The sequence below is a fragment of the Rhizobium sp. CF142 genome, assembly GCF_000281145.1.
GTDB lineage: Bacteria > Pseudomonadota > Alphaproteobacteria > Rhizobiales > Rhizobiaceae > Rhizobium.
In genome coordinates this window covers 40,308-60,832 of record NZ_AJWE01000109.1, presented here as the reverse complement: position 1 = coordinate 60,832, position 20,525 = coordinate 40,308, and the positions used below count along the sequence as shown (strand labels likewise).

The window sequence follows — 20,525 nt, the reverse complement described above, 5'->3', positions numbered from 1 at the left end:
TGAGACCTCTTTCTGCCCGCAACAGGCGGGCTTTCGATGGGTCATAGATGAGCTTTTCGAGCCGGTTCTCATAGCCCGGCAAGCTGACACGCATTGTCTCTATTTTGTGAACGACAATGCGGCAGCGTTCAAGGATTGACGGGAAGCTGCCAATCAATAGGTTCACGGCCATGCGACTGCAGAAACGCATTCGCCTTGGAGAAATGCCGGGATCCGAAAAAACCGTTATGGGCCGAAAGCGGCGACGGATGTGGCGCCTTCAGCACCATATGCCGCCGTGCATCGACAAAGGCCGCCTTCTTTTGAGCATAGGAGCCCCAGAGCATGAAAACGACGGCTTCGCATTCGTCGTTCACTTTGCGGATCACGGCATCGGTGAAACGCTCCCAGCCTTTGCCCTGATGCGAGGCGGCCTGAGATTCCTCCACCGTCAGCACACTGTTGAGGAGAAGTACACCCTGTTGTGCCCAATGCTCCAGGAAGCCGTGTCGCGCCGGCGAAATTCCAAGATCCGTCTCCATCTCCTTGTAGATGTTGACGAGCGACGGTGGAATACGCACGCCGGGGCGAACGCTGAAGCAAAGCCCGTGAGCCTGGCCGATACCGTGATAGGGATCTTGCCCGAGAATCACGACTTTAACTTTCGCAAGCGGCGTCAGATCCAAGGCGCGGAAATACTCCCCGCCCTTCGGGAAAATCCGCCGGCCAAGCTGCTTCTGCTCCACGAGAAAGATCTTGAGCTGCTGCATGTAGGGACTTGCAAACTCGCCGGCGAGCGCCGCTTTCCAACTCTCTTCAAGAGTGACTGACGTGTCGTTCACGACGCAAACCTCCCGGATCGATGCAGCCTATGTACGAAAACCGTTCTAGCAAAATTACGCACAGCCACAATACGCGACGGTTGCGACGCTATGCCTTGCCATCTCGCAGATGCGAAGAGCGCTCCAGCTGTCATAAATTGGAAATTCTCTACCATTACCAAAAGTGCTGGTAACGATACGCAAATGATGGCAATACTTTGCTATGCCGTCTGCCGTTTTAACTATGCCCTAATTTTGCTGTTTACCCAAGCAAATCAGCACAGTAGAAATCGGTTGTTCACAGCGCGAGGGTGTTTCGTATGAAGTTTGGGACAAGCGGCCTTCGTGGTCTCTCGATGGATCTCACGGGACGCGCATCGGCGCTTTATGCCATGGCTTTCGGCAAATATTTGCTGCAGAGCAACAAAGCCGCAAAGGGCGATGTCATCCTGATCGGCCGCGACTTCCGGGAGTCCAGCCCGGAGATTGCAGGTAACTGCGCCGGCGCGCTTGCAAGCCTCGGCTTCAAAGTTCTCGACTGCGGACCCGTCCCGACACCGGCGCTTGCGCTTTACGGCCTGGAAAGAAAGGCCGCTTGCCTGATGGTAACGGGTTCGCATATCCCGGCGGACCGCAACGGCATCAAATTCTACCGTCCCGATGGCGAGATCGACAAAGCGGACGAAGCCGCCATTACGCGCTTTGCCGCCGAAATTGAAGCTTCCGGCGAGGCTGTGGTGAGCGCGCCGGCTGCAGTGGAAGATCACTCTGCGCCCTGTCTGCAGCTCTTCTTCGAGCGCAATGCGGCTCTCCTGCCGGCAGGCGCATTTCTAGGTATGAAGATCGGCATCTATCAGCACAGCACGGTCGCCCGTGACCTGATGGTCGATATTCTTGCCCATTATGGCGCCGAAATCGTCGCCCTTGGTCGGTCTGAAACCTTCATTCCCGTCGACACCGAAGCCGTTTCCGAAGAGACGATCGCCCTTCTAAAGAGCTGGGCCTCCACACATGGCCTTGATGCGATTGTTTCTACCGATGGCGATGGCGACCGCCCGCTGGTTGCCGACGAAACCGGAACGCCATTGCGCGGAGACCTATTGGGATTGATATCTGCCAATTTCCTCGGCGCCGGTACCGTCGTCACGCCGGTCACCTCCAATTCGGGAATTGAAGCGGCAGGATCTTTCAGAGTCGTTCGCACGCGTGTCGGCTCTCCCTTCGTTATCGCCGGCATGGAAGAGGCCGTTTCCGCAGGCAAGGACCTCGTTATGGGCTTCGAGGCGAATGGCGGGCTCCTGACGGCAACACCCTTCGATATCAACGGCCACAGCGTGCGAGCGTTGCCCACGCGCGATTGCTTCTTGCCGATGCTGGCAACGCTTTCGCTCGCCGCAATCCGCAAGGAACCGCTTTCGATCGTTGCGGCCTCATATAAACTGCCCTTTGCGGCGGCCGACCGTCTTGAGAATTTCCCGGTCGAAACCAGCGCAGCCTTGATGACCTACCTGCGTGGGTCCGACGCTAATCTCACAGAATTCCTGCAGCCCATTGGCGAGGTCGGTTCGAAAAGCGATATTGACGGCTTGCGCGTGACGTTGCGCGATGGCCGCATCATTCATTTTCGTCCGTCCGGCAATGCGCCGGAAATGCGTTGCTACGTGGAAGCCGAAGGAGAGGCAGCCGCCTTAGAACTTTTGAATGCGGGATTGACCCGAATTAAGCGCTGGGCAGAAGCCCGGTAAGCATGCGACAAACCTGGCCGTTCATTTCAAGGAAGAGTATCCGATGACACAGAAAATCGTCCCCGTGATCATGGCTGGCGGCAAGGGCACGCGCCTTTGGCCCCTCTCGCGCGCAACCGCGCCGAAACAGTTCATTCAGTTTGTCGGGGACAAGACGCTGTTTCAGGAAACCCTGGTCCGCGTTTCCGATCCGGCGCTTTACGAAGCTCCTGTCGTTGTGACGAATGAGGACTTTCGCTTCCTCGTCGCGGAACAGGCCCGCGAACTCGATATTCCGCTCGCCGCGGTATTGCTGGAGCCGGTCGCCCGCAACACTGCTGCTGCAGTAGCAGCCGCTGCAAGCCTGGCCTCCGAGCATTTCGGCAAGGAAGCCATCATCCAGATGCTGGCCTCCGATCATGAAATCCTGGCGGACGAAGCCTATTTCGACGCCATCCGCACTGCACGGGATGCGGCTCTTAAGGGCAAGCTTGTCACTTTCGGCATCACGCCCACGGAGCCGGCGACCGGTTATGGTTACATTGAGATCGGCAAGCAGCTTCCCAGCGGCGCGCACGAGGTCAAGCGCTTCGTCGAAAAGCCGGCACGCGAGAAGGCCGAGCAAATGCTTGCCGCCGGTGGTTTTTACTGGAACTCTGGCATCTTCATGTTCCCGGTCGCCGAACTGCTTTCCGAAATGCAGGAATATGCACCTGATGTGCTGAAGGCAGCCGACAAGGCGCTATCCAAAGCAACCCGTGATCTCGATTTCACGCGTCTCGATGCCGAACACTTCGCAAAGAGCCCCGACATCTCCATCGATTACGCAGTCATGGAAAAGACGTCCAAGGCGGTGGTCGTGCCCTCCGCCTTCAGGTGGTCGGACATGGGCAGCTGGGATGCGGTATGGAAAACCGGCGTTCAGGATGAAAACGGTAACATCGCCGCCGCCAATACGACTGTTGTCAACACCCGCAACTCGCTCGTCATGACCCATGGCGTTCACCTTGCCGTCCAGGGCATGGACGATGTCGCCGTTATCGCCAGCGAGGATGCTGTTTATGTCGGACCGCTGAAGGAGAGCCAGGAAGTCGGCAAGCTCGTCAAGCTGCTTGCCGGCCAGAAGAAGACGTCGAAGCTGACTGAGACGCATCCCACATCCTATCGTCCGTGGGGCGGCTACACCTCGATCTTCAACGGCGATCGGTTCCAGGTGAAGCGTATCTTCGTAACGCCCGGCAAGAAACTGTCGCTGCAGAAGCACCATCATCGCTCCGAGCACTGGATCGTGGTGAAGGGAACGGCGGAAGTGACGATCGGCGACAATGTGCAGATGCTGCGCGAAAACGAGTCGGTCTATATTCCGCTCGGTGAGGTCCATCGCCTCGCAAATCCCGGCAAGATTCTGCTGGAACTCATTGAAGTTCAGACAGGCTCCTATCTCGGCGAAGACGATATCATCCGTATCGTCGACGAGTTCGGCAGAACCTGAACCTAAGCTTTTTGGCGGTCTTGAACTTGGTTCTCCGCCCCTGTAACGGATAGTGGTCCGCCTTGATGGTCGGACCACTTTTTGTTGAACGAAGGTTACGCCATGCGCATTGTGATGATTGGTTCGGGTTATGTTGGCCTCGTCTCGGGTGCCTGCTTTGCGGATTTCGGCCACCATGTAACCTGCGTCGACAAATCTGAAGCCAAGATCAATGCTCTTGAAGCGGGCGAAGTGCCGATCTACGAGCCCGGTCTCGAAGCCATTATCCAGCAGAATCGCGGCGCCGGCCGCCTCGATTTCTCGAAGAATCTCGCCCCGTCCGTTGGCGAAGCAGACGTGGTCTTCATTGCCGTCGGCACGCCGTCCCGCCGCGGAGACGGCCATGCGGACCTGAGCTATGTCTATGCAGCGGCGCGAGAGATCGCTGCCGCCGTCAGGGGCTTCACGGTGGTCGTGACTAAATCCACCGTGCCGGTCGGTACCGGGGACGAAATCGAACGGATCTTCCGAGATGAATTTCCGGAAAAGGATATTTCCGTCGTCTCCAATCCTGAATTCCTGCGCGAAGGCGCGGCTATTACCGATTTCAAGCGCCCCGATCGTATCGTGATCGGCACTGAGGATGCACGTGCCATCGAGGTCATGCGCGAGGTCTATCGCCCGCTTTACCTCAACGAAGCGCCGCTTTATTTCTGCGAACGCCGCACTTCCGAACTCATCAAATACGCCGCCAACGCCTTCCTGGCGATGAAGATCACCTTCATCAACGAGATTGCAGACCTCTCCGAGAAGATCGGCGCCGATATCCAGAAGGTTGCCAAAGGTATCGGCATGGACAAGCGTATCGGCGACAAGTTTCTGCATGCGGGCCCCGGCTACGGCGGCTCATGCTTCCCCAAAGATACGCTCGCTCTCGTCAAGACCGCGCAGGACTTCGACAGCCCGGTACGCCTGATCGAGACGACCGTTGCAATCAATGACAATCGCAAGCGCGCGATGGGCCGCAAGGTCATCGCCGCCTGCGATGGCGACGTACGTGGCAAGAAGATTGCCGTCCTCGGCCTCACCTTCAAGCCGAACACTGACGACATGCGCGATGCGCCGTCGCTCACGATCATCCAGGCTCTGCTCGATGGTGGTGCAACGGTGCATGCCTACGATCCGGAGGGTATGGACGCGGCAAAGGATATGCTCGGCCCGGTCATCTATGGCAACGATCCATACGAGATCGCCGCGGGTGCCGATGCAATCGTCATCGTCACCGAATGGGACGAATTCCGCGCGCTCGACCTCAAGCGCCTCAAGCCCATCATGAAAAAGCCGGTTATCGTTGACCTCCGAAACATCTATCCGGTCAACGAAGTGACCAAATATGGCTTCGGCTATTTTGCTGTCGGCAAGAAACCCGAAAAAGTTTAAGGCTGTTCCAGTTCACCACAGAATGGCAGGACTGGTCAGTTTCTATTCGGTGAAAGCGAGCATGGGCTGGCAGGCTTAAACGGCCTTGCGACGCTGTTTTGCATCCGCAGAAGATGCGCCATTCGGCGTTGGGACAAGCGCCCTGCCCTTGCCCACGTTTTGCCGGGCCGCGGAGGCAAAGGAGCGCTGCCGTTTAAAGCCAGCGGCCACAATATTGAAAATCCGCCGCTCTGCTGAGGCAAGCAAGTCGCATGGAGTTGGCTTCTCTTCGACCTGCCGACCCAACCGCCGACGGAGCAAGGCTGACGCGTTTCACAGATTCCAGGCGGGACGGGGATCGGTACTTTTGCGTATGATGATCGGAGAGAATTTTGCGACCAGTGTGTCTGAAGAATCCTTGTTCCAGTGAAGGCGGATTGGCCGTAGTGAGCTCCGAAAATAATCTGCCGGAACTGCGACATCATCCGATCCAAGTAATCTAAAGCGCGGGATGGTTGCCCGCCCAGACAACGGCGCTGTCAATCGTGGTCCATTTTGTGTCGCGTTGAGGCGCACGACCATGCCGCCGACAGCAGCATAACGGCATATTGCCGGCCGGCTGTTCGCCTCGAGACTAAATTCGAGCCCAAGCCAGTCATTGCTCTCCGACAATTCGTAGTCGAACCCCGCCTCAACCCAATCACCCACAGAGAGACCGAGTTTCTCCAGGTCCATGTCGGGCCAGGACAGCGTTAATGTGCATACCCGAGAGTCGTTTGCGTTGTCCGTAGGATCGATCGTAAAGATCTGCCTCTCCAGGCCATCAGATACGATTTCCTTTGATCCGGTAATTCTATCCGTCTGCCCCCCGCCGCGTGTGGCCACAAGGCTATCGGCGACAACGCCTTCGACACCGAATCGCTTGCCTTTCTCTCCCAAGAAGCCGCCAAGCGGCGAAAGATTGGCCAACGTCACATCCCTGCTGTAGAAGTCGCCTTCCGTTACCATTTTACGCAATATCGGCAGAAGCACGGAATAGCGTAACCATTGACCCACTGTGTTCAAGTGAACATCGTCCTCTGTGATTGCGATGCCCTCGGCGATCGCCTTCGAGAGAACCTCCCGGTCATCAACAACTTTGACACCGTCCCGGCCGTCGACGGAGACGATGTAGTCAGCAAGGCCGTTGCTGAGGACATGCCGCGGATCACTCGCAGGCCAGGCCCCAACTGAGTGACCGATACGGTCGACGGGCAACATACAAACGACCCAGATCCCGGCATCTCGCAACGGCTTCAAAAGCGCTTCGTACCGCGCTATCGCATCCTCAAGGGTGATCTTATCGCTGGCAACGTCGTTAGTGCCAATATCCAGGACAATGATGTCGGGTGCCCGCTCGATATACCAGGGCAATCGCGCGAGCGTCTGCGGTATGTGCTCGCCTCCGCGTCCTGCAATCGCCCCTGCCATTCTGCCCGTTACCGCTGCTTTGGTCGGCACGGTCGGATCATACCAGCAGTCAAGATTAAAACGATTATCGACGTTTCGTAGCGGCCCGATGGTCCCGAGCCAATTTGCCGTCACAATATCGATACGGGGCGTCGGATTCCCCGGATAGATTACCGTATAACCACTGTTGGCTACGAAACTGTGCCCCAGTCCCATAACCTTCGCTCCAACTTTGAGCGGGAGGCCGGGCAAATCCCGCCTGATCGACGGCATGGCGGCAGAAACCGCCTGAGAGCTTTGGACAAAATAGGAACCGAATTGTGATAATAAGCCGGCGAGAAATGTACGACGATAAAGCTGTAAATCCATGACATTCAATCTCGATCTTAGCGCTACACCGTCGTTCAGTCATGACTGAAAACTCGACATTTGCATGACAACGCATAGCTTTGAACGGCATTGGGGACAGCAGTGTGCGAGACCCGAAAACGACCTGTGGCCTTCGATGTTCAGAGCAATTTTTTCATCGCGAACCATCAGTCGTATTTTCGCCAGGCGCCACAGTCGCCGATAACTGCAAAAATCTTAAGACTATATCCGGCCCACCAGTCCTTGAGACGGATGACGGCACCAAGGGGAATGTCTTGGCTGGGGAATGCCGCAACAAATAGTGCTGCGCACAATTGTTGCGCTTCCTTTCGCTAATGCAGCATGCTATCGATTCCTGTAGCGTAACCTTAATTGCGGGTGAAGGACTATGCCTGTTCGTCAGCATTATTTGACGCTCGATGGCCTTCGCGGCCTTGTCGCGATCTCGGTGCTTTTCTTTCACATCGTTTGGCAAATCGGCCTTGGCTCTTTATCGCCGCATGGTTACCTCGGAGTAGATTTCTTTTTTGCCTTGAGCGGCTTCGTTATTGCAATCGCCTATGATGTCAGATTGCAACAAGGAATGGGGTTCAAGCAATTTATGATAGTTCGACTACGTCGACTATATCCTCTGTTTGCACTTGGCATGGCGTTGAGCGCGGCAGTTTTTATATTGAGAATGTTGCCCAAGGGTGAATTTAATACTTCGGAATTTGTGTTTGCATCGCTGAACGCTTTTTTAATATCACCCTTCGGACGAGTGGAAGGTAACGATTATCTCTTCCCGTTCAATTCACCAGCCTGGTCGCTGTTTTTCGAAATTGCTATCAACGCAGTTTATGCGCTGGCCGCGACCTACCTCACCCTGCCGAGATTATTAGGTGTTTTGGCCGCCTCGGCAGTGGCCGCTATTGTTATGGTGACCTATCATGGCAGTTTCGATGTGGGAGATAGCTCCAGCGAACTCTTCGAGGGTGCCATTCGTGTAACATTCTCTTTTTCAGGAGGTGTGTTGCTTGGGCGCTTGATGATGGCGGGTCGCTTGAGGAACATGCCGACCGTGTCACCGGCTTTACTGAGCGTTGTCTTGCTCGCAATATTTTTGTTTCCTGTGACTCGGTTCAACTTCATATTTGAACTGGTGAGCGTATTACTCGTCTTCCCGCTCATTGTAATGCTAGGCGCCGTAAGGGAGCCTTCATCTCGATTTGAAGCCTTGGCCAAGTTTTCCGGGCTGATATCCTATCCCTTATATATTACGCATATGCCGGTTGTACTTATCAGCACATATATATGCGTCCGGCTGAAGCTGGAAGGCATAGCTTTGTTCACCATGATTGGGATAACGATGGTTACGGCAATCATGTTGGCATACTTGGCTGCGGTTTGCTTTGACGAGCCTATCCGACGCTTCTTCCGCGCGACGTCTTCACCTCTTCCAACAAGCTGATGATCCGTTAGATGCCCTTGCCCTGACTTGGCCTGACGTTGGTTCATCCCAGGCCAAGTGCTCGAATACCGCACCACCTCGCAGCAGGCCGTAGAGGGCGGGTAGAGTGTCAGACCTTACCGTCGCGGGATCACCCTAAAGCTCTCCAACAATCCATCGCGGGCTAGCTCGCTAACTTTGCTCAGAAATGCGCCAGGTAGAGAGTTCCGTGGAGCTCTCCGAACTCGCTGCCAGTGACAACGCCCAACCTGATCCCCTTGACCAGAATTGCGGCGTTGCAGGATCGTCGGTTTCCATCAGGTTCTGCAGACACTATTTCAGCTCAATCGACCGCCCGGTGGTATCACGACTGCAGGCCTAAGGCTCGCTTTCCCGGACCTCATGCATAGCCAACCCAATGTCGGGGCAATCTAGGCAATACAGCCGCCTCCAGACCTTCTGGCATGAACATATAGAGGCCAACCGCATGCAGGTCATGCGGCATCCAAGCGCTCAAGCCGCAAGAGCACTCAACAGGAAGACTGATTGGATCTCGAACCTTCGAGCGGCCTACCAAACGCAGACACTGAGCCTTACTGGATAGAGCAGCACTTAACCGAGTGTTTGCCGATAAATCGCAGGCAGTCGCAGCTTCCTGTTATTCCCCTGGAGAAGCGGAAGCCTGATGCGGGACCTGATGCATTACCGGTAATTCTTGTCTTTGACGCACCCTTCGAGAAACGGGCTTTTTATGCCCTGCGAGCAGCGCAAGGAAAATAAGCGGAAATTCCAGAGGCGAAGCAAGAGCATTATCTGAGTTGGACAGGAACAAGAAGCCAGAATAGGCCAGAATAGCAACCACGTTTGGACGGCCACCCCGAAAGCTGGCCTTGAGCACAGCAAGGGTTAGCAGCACATAGAAAATGATCATGCCCGTGCTGCCGAGCTCGACCGAGAGCCGGATGAAGTCATTATGAGCTGAGGTAGAACCAACGATAATCTCGATTTCGTGCGGCGTGATATAGAACTGATGACCAAAGCCGATGCCCGTGTAGGGATACTGGTCGATGACGGTACGCAGATAGTCCCACATGATGCCGCGGCCGCTGTCGCCACTCTGCAGAAAACGCGTCGCAAAATTGTCCCAGAACACCGCCACGATCGCCAGACCGCCAACCAGGCCCATCACCACCAGCGAAATCTTGGTTGTGATGGTTACGCCGCGTTGAACGAGCACCGAAGCACCTGTCACCACAACACAAACCGCCAGGGTCGCTCTGCCTCCAGCAGCAACGAGAACCAGCAGACTGATGAGCACGAGCGCCGCGTATTTCTTTTGACCGCCAAGCACCAGCTGTACGCCGGCAAATACGCCGCACATTCCGAGCGCAGACGTGAATGCTGCCGCCGACAACGAGCCCAGATAGCGCGGAACACCAGTTGCAAACTCCGTGGCGATCATGGGTTTGATGCCCACGGCCTGATAGGCAAGGCCGAGGACCACGCAGACTAACGGCAGGAACGCGGTTACTTTCCAGATGAGTTGCTGATCTCGATAGCTGGTCTTTCCCGCCAGCAAAGCAAATAGAACAATGATCTGGTTCAAAGAAAGAAATAAAACGGACCAACTGAAGCCGTTATAGGGCGTCGATGCGCCCAGAATAATTACAAGAAACAACTCTGCAAAAAGAAGCGCCAATATCGTTCTGTCGGGGCGACCGCGAAACAAGATCGCGAAAGCAGCAAGTATAAAGAAAGACTTCTCAATAGCGTTGCTACCGGCAAGATGCAGGGCTGCACCGATATTAAATACCAGCAACACAAGAGAAAAGACGAAGATCGCTCTAAACGCCATATATCGCTTCCAATTGACCTAACTTAACTAGAAGGACGTAATTGATATGCTCTTTCGTATCAACAAAACCGAATCGAGTATGGTCCTATGTCGAACTGGCGCATTGTTTCAGCAATATAGCCTTCTCCGGAAGAAGCGTGCTCGGCCTGTCGCCGTCAACATTCAAGGTCCTATATATCTTCAATCCTCATTTTTTCGCAATGCACCATCAAGCGTCGGATGACGGCGCGCGTAAAATAAGCAACCCGGCATGTCCCTTGATCCAGAATTTTCAGGCATCGTGCCGGCGGACATGCGACAATCATCGTCCTGATTTTCCAGCAAGCAATTTGGGCAGATTATCCAGGCTATTTCGTGGCTAGGCACTCGAAATGCCGCCAGCATCTGCCATCGGGCAGGAGAATCGCCACCGCCGGAACGCTCGATTGCCCACAATTAAGGCGGCAATATCCATCGATACTGCCGCCCTGAACTCTCTAGTAAATTGCCAACCCGCCTGTCATGCCTTCTCGCACGCCAGACCGAACTGGTTATGACCTTCCGGCTCTCGATTATGCAAAGAGGAAGTCGGAAGCGTGGAGATCCGCTACATTAACGTTCTGCAGTGTCACGATATGGTTCGCATCAAGCGTGATGACGGTATTGGCGCCGTCCTGAGCAGCATGCGAGATGATATCGGCGAATTTGTACTGGCTTACACCAGCAGCGCCGAACTTCAGCTTGTCCTGGCCGATGGTGAAGTCGGCAATGTAATCCGAACCGCTTTCAAAAACGAAAGTGTCCTTGCCGGTGCCACCTACCAGGTAATCGTTGCCTGCGCCGCCATAAAGGAAATCGTCGCCGGCACCACCATAGACATCGTCATCGCCGTCATCGCCGAAGACGAAATCGTTACCGTCGTCGCCGAGTACCTTGTCGTTGCCGGCGCCGCCGTATACGCGGTCATTGCCTTCGTTGCCGTGAACGATGTCGTTGCCTTCGTCGCCGTAAACACGGTCATCGCCAGCATCGCCAGTGATGAAATCGGCGCCGGTACCGCCACGCACGATGTCGTTGCCAACACCACCGCCCAGAAAATCGTCGCCTGCACCGCCGTAGATCGCGTCGTTGCCTTCGCCACCCCAAACATGGTCGCTACCGTCGCCAGAGGCAATGATGTCATTACCAGCACCACCGAAGACGAAGTCGTCGCCTTCACGCGAGTTGATCACGTCGTCGCCAGCATCACCGTAGATTGCATCTTTTCCGGTGCCGCTGCCGATCAGATCGTTGCCGTTGCCGCCGAGTATTTTGTCGTCACCGTTACCAGAATAGATTGTGTCGTTACCGTCGCGCCCACGAATCTCGTCATTTCCAGCCGTACCCTTGAGAGTGTCGTCTGAATTGGTACCCAGAACGTTAGCCATTTCGATTCTCCCTTTGAAACATAAGTAAGATATTTATAGTGAAGCGCTCTCGGCTTTCGTTCCCTTGACTATTAAAGAATTAATATATTGTAAACCCTGAAGTTGAGAACAAAATTGGGCTGATAAAAATATACTTAATTCGAGATCACTCGCTTAAAGTGTACTCTCACTCAACAGCGGAGCATCGCAACTATTGCACGTTAAAATAACCAACTGGGGGAATTACAAGAATAGCGATATTGAGGAACGCAATTAGGCGGGATAGCGCAGCCGAGAAACCAACGCTGCCGGCGGACTTTCAATGCCAGAGGGCGTTCTGCAGACACGTTTCATTCTATCTATCGCGGGGGATGGCGACTGAGAGCTCAATCGACTTCATTTATTCGTCTTGAGCCGCCGATATTCTAGTTGGAACGACCAATGTTCAGGTCAGAAACAAGTCAGGAGATCTGGTGCTGAGATGTGACGGGCCTCGAGCGAAAAACCATCAACTTTCACGATGCAAACTACCTCCGTCACTTGTAGGCCCGCACTACGCAAAAAGCATAGGCAACCGCTCATAGGCTCTGGTGACTGGCTCGCAGCCCCGGACTAGACCTTGCGAAACCTGACGCCGGAAAGCCATTGCCGAGCTACGGCGAGCATGCCGGGCGGCGAGACAGAGGGGGGGGCGATGACCGGCGCCATTGCGCAAATCCGGCGGCCGAACCGCGTGAGCGCGACGATTTCATAATAGCCCCAAGCGCTTCCGTCTTCGGCGAATGTCACAAGACCGCGCTAGCTAGCGCGTTCTATGGCGGGCCGCATCCGCGAATCCGTGAACAGCCCTGAGCGACGAGCTAGCACGACCATATTCAAAGACGTTGTCACGAGCGTCCACAGAGCGCCCTTTGAGCCTTGGTGCACAGTATAATATCCAGGCCCTGGGGCACCTGGCTTGTCGGGCCTACGGCTCAATTCCGAAGATACCGATCGATCATCGCCTGTGGAAACCATCGGTGAACCGCGTTCAGGCAGTTCCCATCCAGGCCGGCTGAACACATTCATTCACTTATAAATAAGACCTCGACGTGCATCACGTGAAACCTTAGCCATTTGTTTTCACTTGACTAATCGAGCCCATGCTCGCCCTGAGGATCCATTTGGCACGCCATTATTTCTTGATTAAGGTCAAAGTCAGGCCGCAATGTCGCCAATTTCCACAGAGATTTAGGCGTTGCAATCGCCAGGGAATATTAATATCCATTCTAGGCCTGAACGGGGCGTAGGGATTCATTCGCGAGGAATTCTAATGGCTTACGCTGTATCAGCAGTAATACCTGTTAAGAATCGGCCTACCGAGATCATCCGAGCCGTAAACAGTATTTTAGCTCAAACGGTAGTTCCACAAGAGATAGTCATCGTTGATGACGGCTCAACAGATTCTACTCCGGCGGTAATCAGCCAGCTTGCCGAAGAGCATCCAATTATTAAACCAATTTTCCTGAGCAAAAGCCGGGGCGCCTCTGGTGCAAGAAATGAAGGCTGCCGCGCGGCGTCGGGCGACATGCTTGCTCTGCTTGATTCCGACGATGAGTGGCTTCCCGAAAAAATGGAGCTGCAGCTGAAGCTCCTGTCGGACGATGAAAAATGCCCGGCGGCCGGCTGCGGCATGAAATACGACTACATCGATAGGCCAAGCGTTTCGCGCGTGCCTCCACGGGTAATCACGCTCGAACATCTCAGCCAAGGAAATATCTTTGGCTCGGCTTCTGTTGCGCTTATCCGCAAAAGCAGCTTCATGGATATTGGCGGATTTGACGAAAGCCTGCCGAATTGTGAAGACTGGGATCTATGGTTCCGTCTATCGCAGATTTCTTCGCTCCTGAGCACCAGTGAAATAATGGTGCGCTATAGCTATGACGGAAACGACAAGCTTTCCCGCAATATCGACAAGCTCATTCTTGGCCACAACATGATGCGCGACAAAATATTGGCGAGCGTCAGCAATCAGCGACAGAGAAATATCATCATCGCAGCCCATGAGATGAAGATGGCTGAAATCGCAGTTCGCACGATCGGCTCTCCTAGCATGGGCTTTAAGCATGCATGGAAGAGCCTGTCGGCGAACGCAGGCCCGCAGAACGTCACCCGCGCTCTGAAGCTGCTGGCCGCTGGCGCTTTCTATTCAAATCGCTACTAGAGAATTCCAGCGTTCAGATGGCATCACCCCAGGTGGCGTCCTCTGAACGCAAGCATTCTGCGTCTGAATTTGATGACGCCATCGGCATTCAGATCCTGCAAACATCGTTTTGGCGACCCAGGGAGCAGCCAGTTCAGACCATCTGCCCCCCTTTGAGGGAACGGTGGGCTTGTCGTTTTTGAATCACAGCTGGCACTAAATTTCTCAAATTTATGGATCAATCGCGACCTTTCGAGCCCCCAAATACAACGTACATGCTGCATTGCACAATTTTTCGTTGACTGGATCGCCGTTGCTGCAGCGACCAGCCAAGAAATGTGTCGTCATGCCCGGCGAGCATAAAGGGAGCAAAGAGAAAACTGAAAAAATCGTTTAAAAACAATTCGATGTCTCCAACCATCGAAGCTTCGCCTGCGCGTTTTCGAAAAAAACCCCAGAATGGCTATTTCGAAAATGTCATATGCACTATACAAATGTGATCGAAATTGATCATCGGCGAAACGTTCATTTTTTTGCGGTTGCGTAATCGATGTAAATTTTCGACTATCTCCGCACAGTCACAAACCCCAGGAGCGTGCGAATGAAAATTGCAATCTTTGGCCTTGGCTATGTCGGTCTCACAGGTGCCGGATGCCTGCTCAAAGAAGGTCATTCCATCGTCGGCGTGGAACCTCACGAAGACAAGGTAAAACTCATTCTCTCCGGTCATTCGCCAATCTATGAGCCGGGCCTCGACGACCTCCTGGCATCGGGTCTGGCTGACAATCGCCTGACTGTCGTCTCGAAGGTCGGAACATTGCTTTCGGAATGTGATCTGGCCATTGTCTGCGTCGGCACGCCGAGTGCAGCCGACGGCTCGCATAACATGACATTCATTGCCGAAGTCTCGCGTCAGATTGCTCTGGGCGTGAACGTCGGTCGTGAGAAGCCATTGACCGTGGTCTTCCGCAGCACGATCCGCCCGGGTTCGATCGACGGACTGATTGCACCGATCTTCAAGGCCCATCTTGGCAAGGATTTCGGCAAGTCGGTCGAAATCGTCTACAACCCTGAATTTCTCCGCGAGTCCGTCGCCATCAAAGATTACTTCAATCCGCCGAAGATCGTCGTTGGTACTCAGAACGGTCAGCCGTCCGAGCGCATGACTGAGCTTTACAAGAATATCAGTGCGCCAATGTTCGTAACCGGCTACCGCGAAGCCGAGTTCACCAAATTCGTCGATAACACCTGGCACGCGGTCAAGGTCGCATTCGCCAACGAAATCGGCCGCGTCTGCGTCCAACTTGATATCGACCCTCAGACCGTACACAAGATCTTCATCTCCGATACCAAGCTGAATATCTCGCCTTATTATATGCGCCCCGGTGGCCCCTTCGGCGGCTCCTGCCTTCCCAAGGATGTCAGGGCACTGGCCCATATCTCCGAGGAGGTCGGCGCTTTCAATCACCTGGTCGATTCATTGCTGCGTTCGAACGAGGCGCACAAACGCTTCATCTTCGACTACGTTACGCGCGACGTCGCGCCGAAGGCGAACATCCTCATGCTTGGACTCGCGTTCAAGGCAGAAAGCGACGACCTGCGCGAAAGCCCCCAGCTTAACTTAGCCCACAAGCTGATCACCTCCGGGTACAAGCTCAGCATCTACGATCCGGCCGTTAAGCCAACGCAGTTGCTGGGTCAGAATATGGGTTATGCCTTCTCGCACCTTCCATCCATCTCGGAAATCATGGTTTCCAAGGAAGAGGCCGAAAGCACCAAATACGATCTGGTGATCGACACAAACGGAAGTTTGGCAAAGATAGATGTGAAAGCTGCAAAGACGGTTGACACAAATACTTTGCACTAAGAAGCAGAAACACGCCGTCGGCCTCTCCGGAGGCCGATTCTTTGAGAATTATCGAGAGTAGGCAATCGATGGCAATTCAAGAAACAATCGATATGGCCCCGGATGATGCGACAGATCTCAGTGTCTTGCCCCTAAAGGGGCGAAAAGTGCTGATCGTCGTCGAGAACCTGCCGGTTCCCTTCGACCGTCGCGTCTGGCAGGAAGCCCGGACCTTGACCGCCGCCGGTGCGCAGGTTTGCGTCATCTGCCCGACTGGAAAGGGCTTCACCGAACGCTATGAATACATCGAGGGGATCCATGTTTACCGGCATCCCCTGCCGCTCGATGCGAGCGGGGCGCTAGGCTACCTTTTGGAATACGGCGTCGCGCTGTTTTGGGAAACCGTCCTTGCCTGGAAGATTTTCTTCCGTCACGGCTTCGATACAGTTCACGGCTGCAATCCGCCTGACCTGATTTTCCTGGTCGCGTGGCAGTTCCGGCTCTTCGGTGTTCCGTACATCTTCGATCATCACGACATCAATCCAGAGCTCTACGAAGCCAAGTATGAAAAGCGCGGCTTTTTCTGGAGATTGATGTGCTGCTTCGAGTGGATCACCTTCAAGAGCGCTCGCGTCGTCATCTCTACAAATGAGAGCTATCGCGAAATTGCCCAGGTGCGCGGCGGCAAGAAAGCCGACGATATCTACGTTGTCAGAAGCGGACCGGACCTCTCGCGTTTCGTTGCAGTACAGCCCAATGAAGCACTTAAGAAGGGCCGAAAGTACCTCGTTGGGTATGTAGGCGTGATGGGTGCTCAGGAAGGCGTCGATATCCTTCTCGATGCCGTGGCCTATATTAAGAACCAGATGGTTCGCGATGACATTCAATTCGTTCTGGTCGGGGGCGGCCCAAGTGCCAAGGGCCTTGCTGCCGATGCGGAAAGAATGGGCCTTTCGGAGTGCGTGACCTTCACAGGACGCGTCTCGGACCATGATCTTCTCGAGGTGCTGTCGACGTCTGACGTCTGCGTCAATCCTGACCGCGTCAACCCGATGAACGACAAGTCGACGATGAACAAGATCATCGAATACATGGCACTCGGCAAGCCGATCGTTCAGTTTGACGTTACCGAAGGCAGGCGCAGCGCCGAGGAAGCCTCGCTTTACGCGAAGGCCAACGATGCGAAGGATTTCGCCGAGAAAATCGTAGCCCTCCTCGAAAATCCGGAAGAGCGTGCGCGGATGGGCGCCATTGGCCGCAAACGTGTCGCAAGCAGCCTTGCATGGCCGTATCAGATCCCCAATCTGATCGCTGCCTACAAGAAGGTGAAGCGACAGGGCTGATCTCCGGCAACAGGCAGACAAGCAAAAAGCCGCATGAGTTGCTCTCATGCGGCTTTATCTATTGCTCTCTTGCTGAGTTGGAAATCCAGAAGCTACGACTGCCTTAGCAATTCAACCGTCGTCGCGCTGCCAGATTAGCAACTGCATTCTCTGTCCCTAACGCAGCCGGGTACGACTATTCCTCGCGGAAGGTGTGCTTCATCTGGTCCGTTAGTGGCTTGGTCAGATAGGATATGACTGAGCGGTCGGCAACTTTGATAAAGATTTCAGCCGGCATGCCGGGGTAGAGCTTCATGCCCTGCAGCTTTGCGAGACTTTCGGGTTCCGGTCTTATGCGCACCGGATAATATTTTGCACCTGTGCGCTCTTCGGTGATGGCATCTGGAGATACCGACAGGACCTTCCCCTGAACTTCAGGCGTCGATCTTTGATCGAATGCAGTGAATCGAATGTCGACATCCTGATCGACATGCACCTGATCGATGTTGCGCGTTGCAATCTTTGCCTCGACCGTGAGTGCGCGATTGTCCGGCGCCAGCAGCATAAGCGTTTCGCCTGGCGTGACGACGCCGCCGAGCGTATGGACGGAAAGCTGGTAAATTCGGCCGCTCAGCGGAGCCTTCAAATCCAGCCGCTGAAGCTGATCGAGAGCAGCGATACGACGCTCCTCCATCTCGGCAATATTCCCCTCGACATCTGTGAGGTCCTTGGAGTTTTCAGCACTTTGGTCCGCATCGAGCTGAAGAACTTGCAGTTTGATCTCGGCAATCTTGCCCTCTGCCTGAGCGCGGTATGCCACCCGGCTACCGCGGCTGCCATCAAGATCGGCCTTCTGGCGTTTCAAACTATTGATCTTTTGCATGGTCACGAGCTTCTTCTCATAAAGCTCTTCCGTTGCAGCAAGCTCTTCGTTGACGAGTGTGGTGGCATCGTCGATCGCCTGCAGCTGTATGGTGTCGCCTTTGATCTCCTCGTCAAGCTGAGCCATTTTCTCTTCAAGCTGCTTTTTGCGTCCGACCATTGAAGATTGACGCGTCTTGAAGAGCTGCAATTCGCCATCAATCAGCAGCTTGTTTCCTTCGAGATCGACACCCTTTGCCTGCAGTTCGTCCATTGAAAAACTGGGCTGCCCAAGCCGTTCTGCCTCGAGACGACTTCTACGCACATAGAGCTGCGCGAGGTTGCTGTTGATGATACCGAGATTGGCCTTAACGGAAGTCCCGTCGAGCTTCAGCAGTATCTCACCTGCGTTGACATGGCTGCCTTCGCTGACCGAGATTTCGGAAACGATACCACCAACAAGGTGCTGTATCTTCTTGACGTTGTCGTCGATAACAACAGTTGCCTCGCCGACGACGGCATTTGAAAGTGTTGTTGTCGCTGCCCACCCCCCGATGTTGCCGACAAGCAAGATTGCCATTGCGACGACCATCACCGAATGGCGCCGCAGCGACCGCTGAGATTCAGATACCGTCACGATGTCACTGCTCCTGGGAATCGCCAACAATTTTCAGGGTCGATCGTTCTGCGGGAATCGGCTTGATTTCCCGCCGCAAAACCTTCGCAAGCACTTCGTCCTTAGGCCCGAATGCCGCAAGTTTACCATCCTTCATCATCAGCACGTAGTCACAGCCGGCGAGCGCGTTGGGCCGATGTGCAATGATGACGACGATACCGCCGCGCCGGCGCACGGCGAGAATAGCTTCCGCGAGTGCGGCTTCTCCCTCAGCATCCAGATTGGAATTCGGTTCGTCCAGCACAACAAGGAAAGGATCCTTGTAAAGAGCGCGCGCCAGCGCGACGCGTTGCCGTTGGCCGGCAGACAACATCGAACCACTTGGACCAATCTGGGTTTCATAGCCGTTCGGCAAACGCAGGATCATCTCGTGCACTCCGGCGATTTCAGCAGCAGCAATAACCGCTTCAGCCTCAGCATTTGGCTGAAATCGCGAGATGTTCTCTGCAACAGTACCCGAAAAAAGCTCGATATCCTGTGGCAGGTAGCCGATATGTGCGCCGAGGGCCGTGTCATCCCATTGATCGAGTGCGGCGCCGTCAAGCCGGACCGAACCGCGATAGGCAGGCCAGATCCCGGTAATCGCGCGGGCGAGCGACGATTTACCGGATGCACTAGGACCGATTACGCCGACAGCGCTACCTGCATCGACCGAAAAACTGATCCCCATGATGGTGAAGTCTTGTCTGCCGGGGGGACCACTCACGAGCTGTTCCACCGTCAGCTGGCGATAAGGTGCGCGCAGCCTGAGCGGGGTCGTATTCTCCGGCAATTCACGGAAGGTAGTCTTGAGACGTTTCCATGCTTGCTGGGCTGAAACAAACCCCCGCCAGTTGGCAATCGCCTGTTCGACAGGGGCCAGTGATCGCGACGTAAGAATAGACGATGCAATAATGATCCCGCCGGTCGCCTGGTTTTCGATTACCAGAACAGCGCCAGTTGCAAGCACTCCGGACTGCAAGACCGCCCGGAAAATTTTGGAGATCGTGGAATAGACGTTGCCTGTGTCGGAACCTGCGCGCGACATCATCCGGTACGCATCATTCTGTTCGAGCCACCTGTCGGCCAGATCGCCCCTCATTCCCATGGCCTGAACAACTTCGGCGTTTCTCTGGGCGGCCTGCAGATAAGCATTGCGCCGATTGCCGAGTTCGGTAGCCTGTTTTGTGGACACCTGCGCTGCTCGATGGGTGAGGAATGTCAGCGCGACCAAAACCAATGCACCTCCGATGGCAATCGCGCCTATGATCGGATGAAACATAAAACAGATCGCAATGTAGATGGGCATCCAGGGCAGGTCCAGAAACGCCGCCGGGCCAGAGCTCGAAAGAAAGCTGCGAATCTGATCAAAATCGCGAAGGGTTTGCAGCCCGTCGCCTTCAACCCTCGTTTTGACCGGTCCCCTCATGACCGAGTTGAAAATACGCCCGCTCAGCACCTCATCGAAGACGCCGGAAATACGGACGAGCATACGGCCGCGCAGAACATCGAAAACGCCTTGGAAAACGTAGAGGAGAAGCGCCAGCAGCGACAAAGCGATGAGCGAGGGAATGCTGCGACTGGGAATGACGCGATCGTAAACCTGCAGCATGAAAAAAGAACCGGTCAGATATAGAATATTGACCAGAGCGCTTGCCAGTGCGACCACCACGAACGCGCTCTTGCAGCGCGAGAAAGCCTCAGCACCGGTGGTCTTGTTCTGCGGCAGCACAAAGCCAGCTATCAAATTATTCAAAT

At 54.7% G+C, this 20,525-nt stretch carries 13 protein-coding genes; 7 read left to right on the top strand and 6 right to left on the bottom strand.

Going from position 1 to position 20,525, the window contains the following annotated elements; genetic code table 11:
• Positions 1-128: 128 nt before the first annotated feature.
• Entirely contained in the window at positions 129-821 is a 693-nt protein-coding gene (ung, locus tag PMI11_RS26090; protein WP_007823289.1) for a uracil-DNA glycosylase, read from the bottom strand.
• Between the two features lie 299 nt (positions 822-1,120).
• Between ung and PMI11_RS26085 the strand changes: the two genes are divergently transcribed.
• The 3 genes from PMI11_RS26085 (at position 1,121) to PMI11_RS26075 (ending at position 5,435) form a co-directional block, all read left to right on the top strand.
• Positions 1,121-2,545 (top strand): phosphomannomutase, encoded by a 1,425-nt coding sequence (locus tag PMI11_RS26085; protein WP_007823286.1) that lies wholly within the window; start codon positions 1,121-1,123, stop codon positions 2,543-2,545.
• A gap of 43 nt (positions 2,546-2,588) precedes the next feature.
• On the top strand, positions 2,589-4,016 hold the full coding sequence (locus PMI11_RS26080; protein WP_007823284.1) for a mannose-1-phosphate guanylyltransferase/mannose-6-phosphate isomerase: 1,428 nt from the start codon (positions 2,589-2,591) through the stop codon (positions 4,014-4,016).
• Between the two features lie 102 nt (positions 4,017-4,118).
• Positions 4,119-5,435, top strand: coding sequence for a UDP-glucose dehydrogenase family protein (locus tag PMI11_RS26075; protein WP_007823282.1), 1,317 nt, complete (start codon positions 4,119-4,121; stop codon positions 5,433-5,435).
• A 312-nt stretch (positions 5,436-5,747) separates the two neighbouring features.
• Here the strand turns inward: PMI11_RS26075 and PMI11_RS26070 are convergent, their stop codons facing one another.
• Positions 5,748-7,232, bottom strand: coding sequence for an SGNH/GDSL hydrolase family protein (locus PMI11_RS26070; protein ID WP_037072182.1), 1,485 nt, complete (start codon positions 7,230-7,232; stop codon positions 5,748-5,750).
• A 388-nt stretch (positions 7,233-7,620) separates the two neighbouring features.
• Here PMI11_RS26070 and PMI11_RS26065 point away from each other — a divergent pair, with 388 nt between their 5' ends.
• The gene (locus tag PMI11_RS26065; RefSeq protein WP_007823278.1) at positions 7,621-8,682 is read left to right on the top strand and encodes an acyltransferase family protein; all 1,062 of its coding nucleotides are present in this window, start codon (positions 7,621-7,623) and stop codon (positions 8,680-8,682) included.
• A 637-nt stretch (positions 8,683-9,319) separates the two neighbouring features.
• Here the strand turns inward: PMI11_RS26065 and PMI11_RS26060 are convergent.
• Both PMI11_RS26060 and PMI11_RS26055 read right to left on the bottom strand, forming a co-directional pair.
• Entirely contained in the window at positions 9,320-10,516 is a 1,197-nt protein-coding gene (locus tag PMI11_RS26060) for an O-antigen ligase family protein (protein ID WP_007823276.1), read from the bottom strand.
• 551 nt (positions 10,517-11,067) lie between these two features.
• Entirely contained in the window at positions 11,068-11,922 is an 855-nt protein-coding gene (locus PMI11_RS26055) for a calcium-binding protein (RefSeq protein ID WP_007823275.1), read from the bottom strand.
• 1,291 nt (positions 11,923-13,213) lie between these two features.
• Here PMI11_RS26055 and PMI11_RS26050 point away from each other — a divergent pair.
• From PMI11_RS26050 to PMI11_RS26035, 3 genes are all read left to right on the top strand, one after another.
• Positions 13,214-14,104 (top strand): glycosyltransferase family 2 protein, encoded by an 891-nt coding sequence (locus PMI11_RS26050; RefSeq protein ID WP_007823274.1) that lies wholly within the window; start codon positions 13,214-13,216, stop codon positions 14,102-14,104.
• 580 nt (positions 14,105-14,684) lie between these two features.
• Complete coding sequence (locus tag PMI11_RS26040) at positions 14,685-15,950, top strand: nucleotide sugar dehydrogenase (protein ID WP_007823273.1); 1,266 nt, start codon at positions 14,685-14,687, stop codon at positions 15,948-15,950.
• Between the two features lie 146 nt (positions 15,951-16,096).
• Positions 16,097-17,272: a glycosyltransferase family 4 protein gene (locus tag PMI11_RS26035; protein WP_244430687.1), complete on the top strand. Its 1,176-nt coding sequence runs from the start codon at positions 16,097-16,099 to the stop codon at positions 17,270-17,272.
• 175 nt (positions 17,273-17,447) lie between these two features.
• Here the strand turns inward: PMI11_RS26035 and PMI11_RS26030 are convergent, their stop codons facing one another.
• Positions 17,448-18,704 (bottom strand): HlyD family type I secretion periplasmic adaptor subunit, encoded by a 1,257-nt coding sequence (locus tag PMI11_RS26030; RefSeq protein ID WP_051034650.1) that lies wholly within the window; start codon positions 18,702-18,704, stop codon positions 17,448-17,450.
• 49 nt (positions 18,705-18,753) lie between these two features.
• Positions 18,754-20,514, bottom strand: a complete 1,761-nt coding sequence (locus PMI11_RS26025) for a type I secretion system permease/ATPase (protein WP_244430701.1) — start codon at positions 20,512-20,514, stop codon at positions 18,754-18,756.
• Positions 20,515-20,525 lie beyond the last annotated feature (11 nt).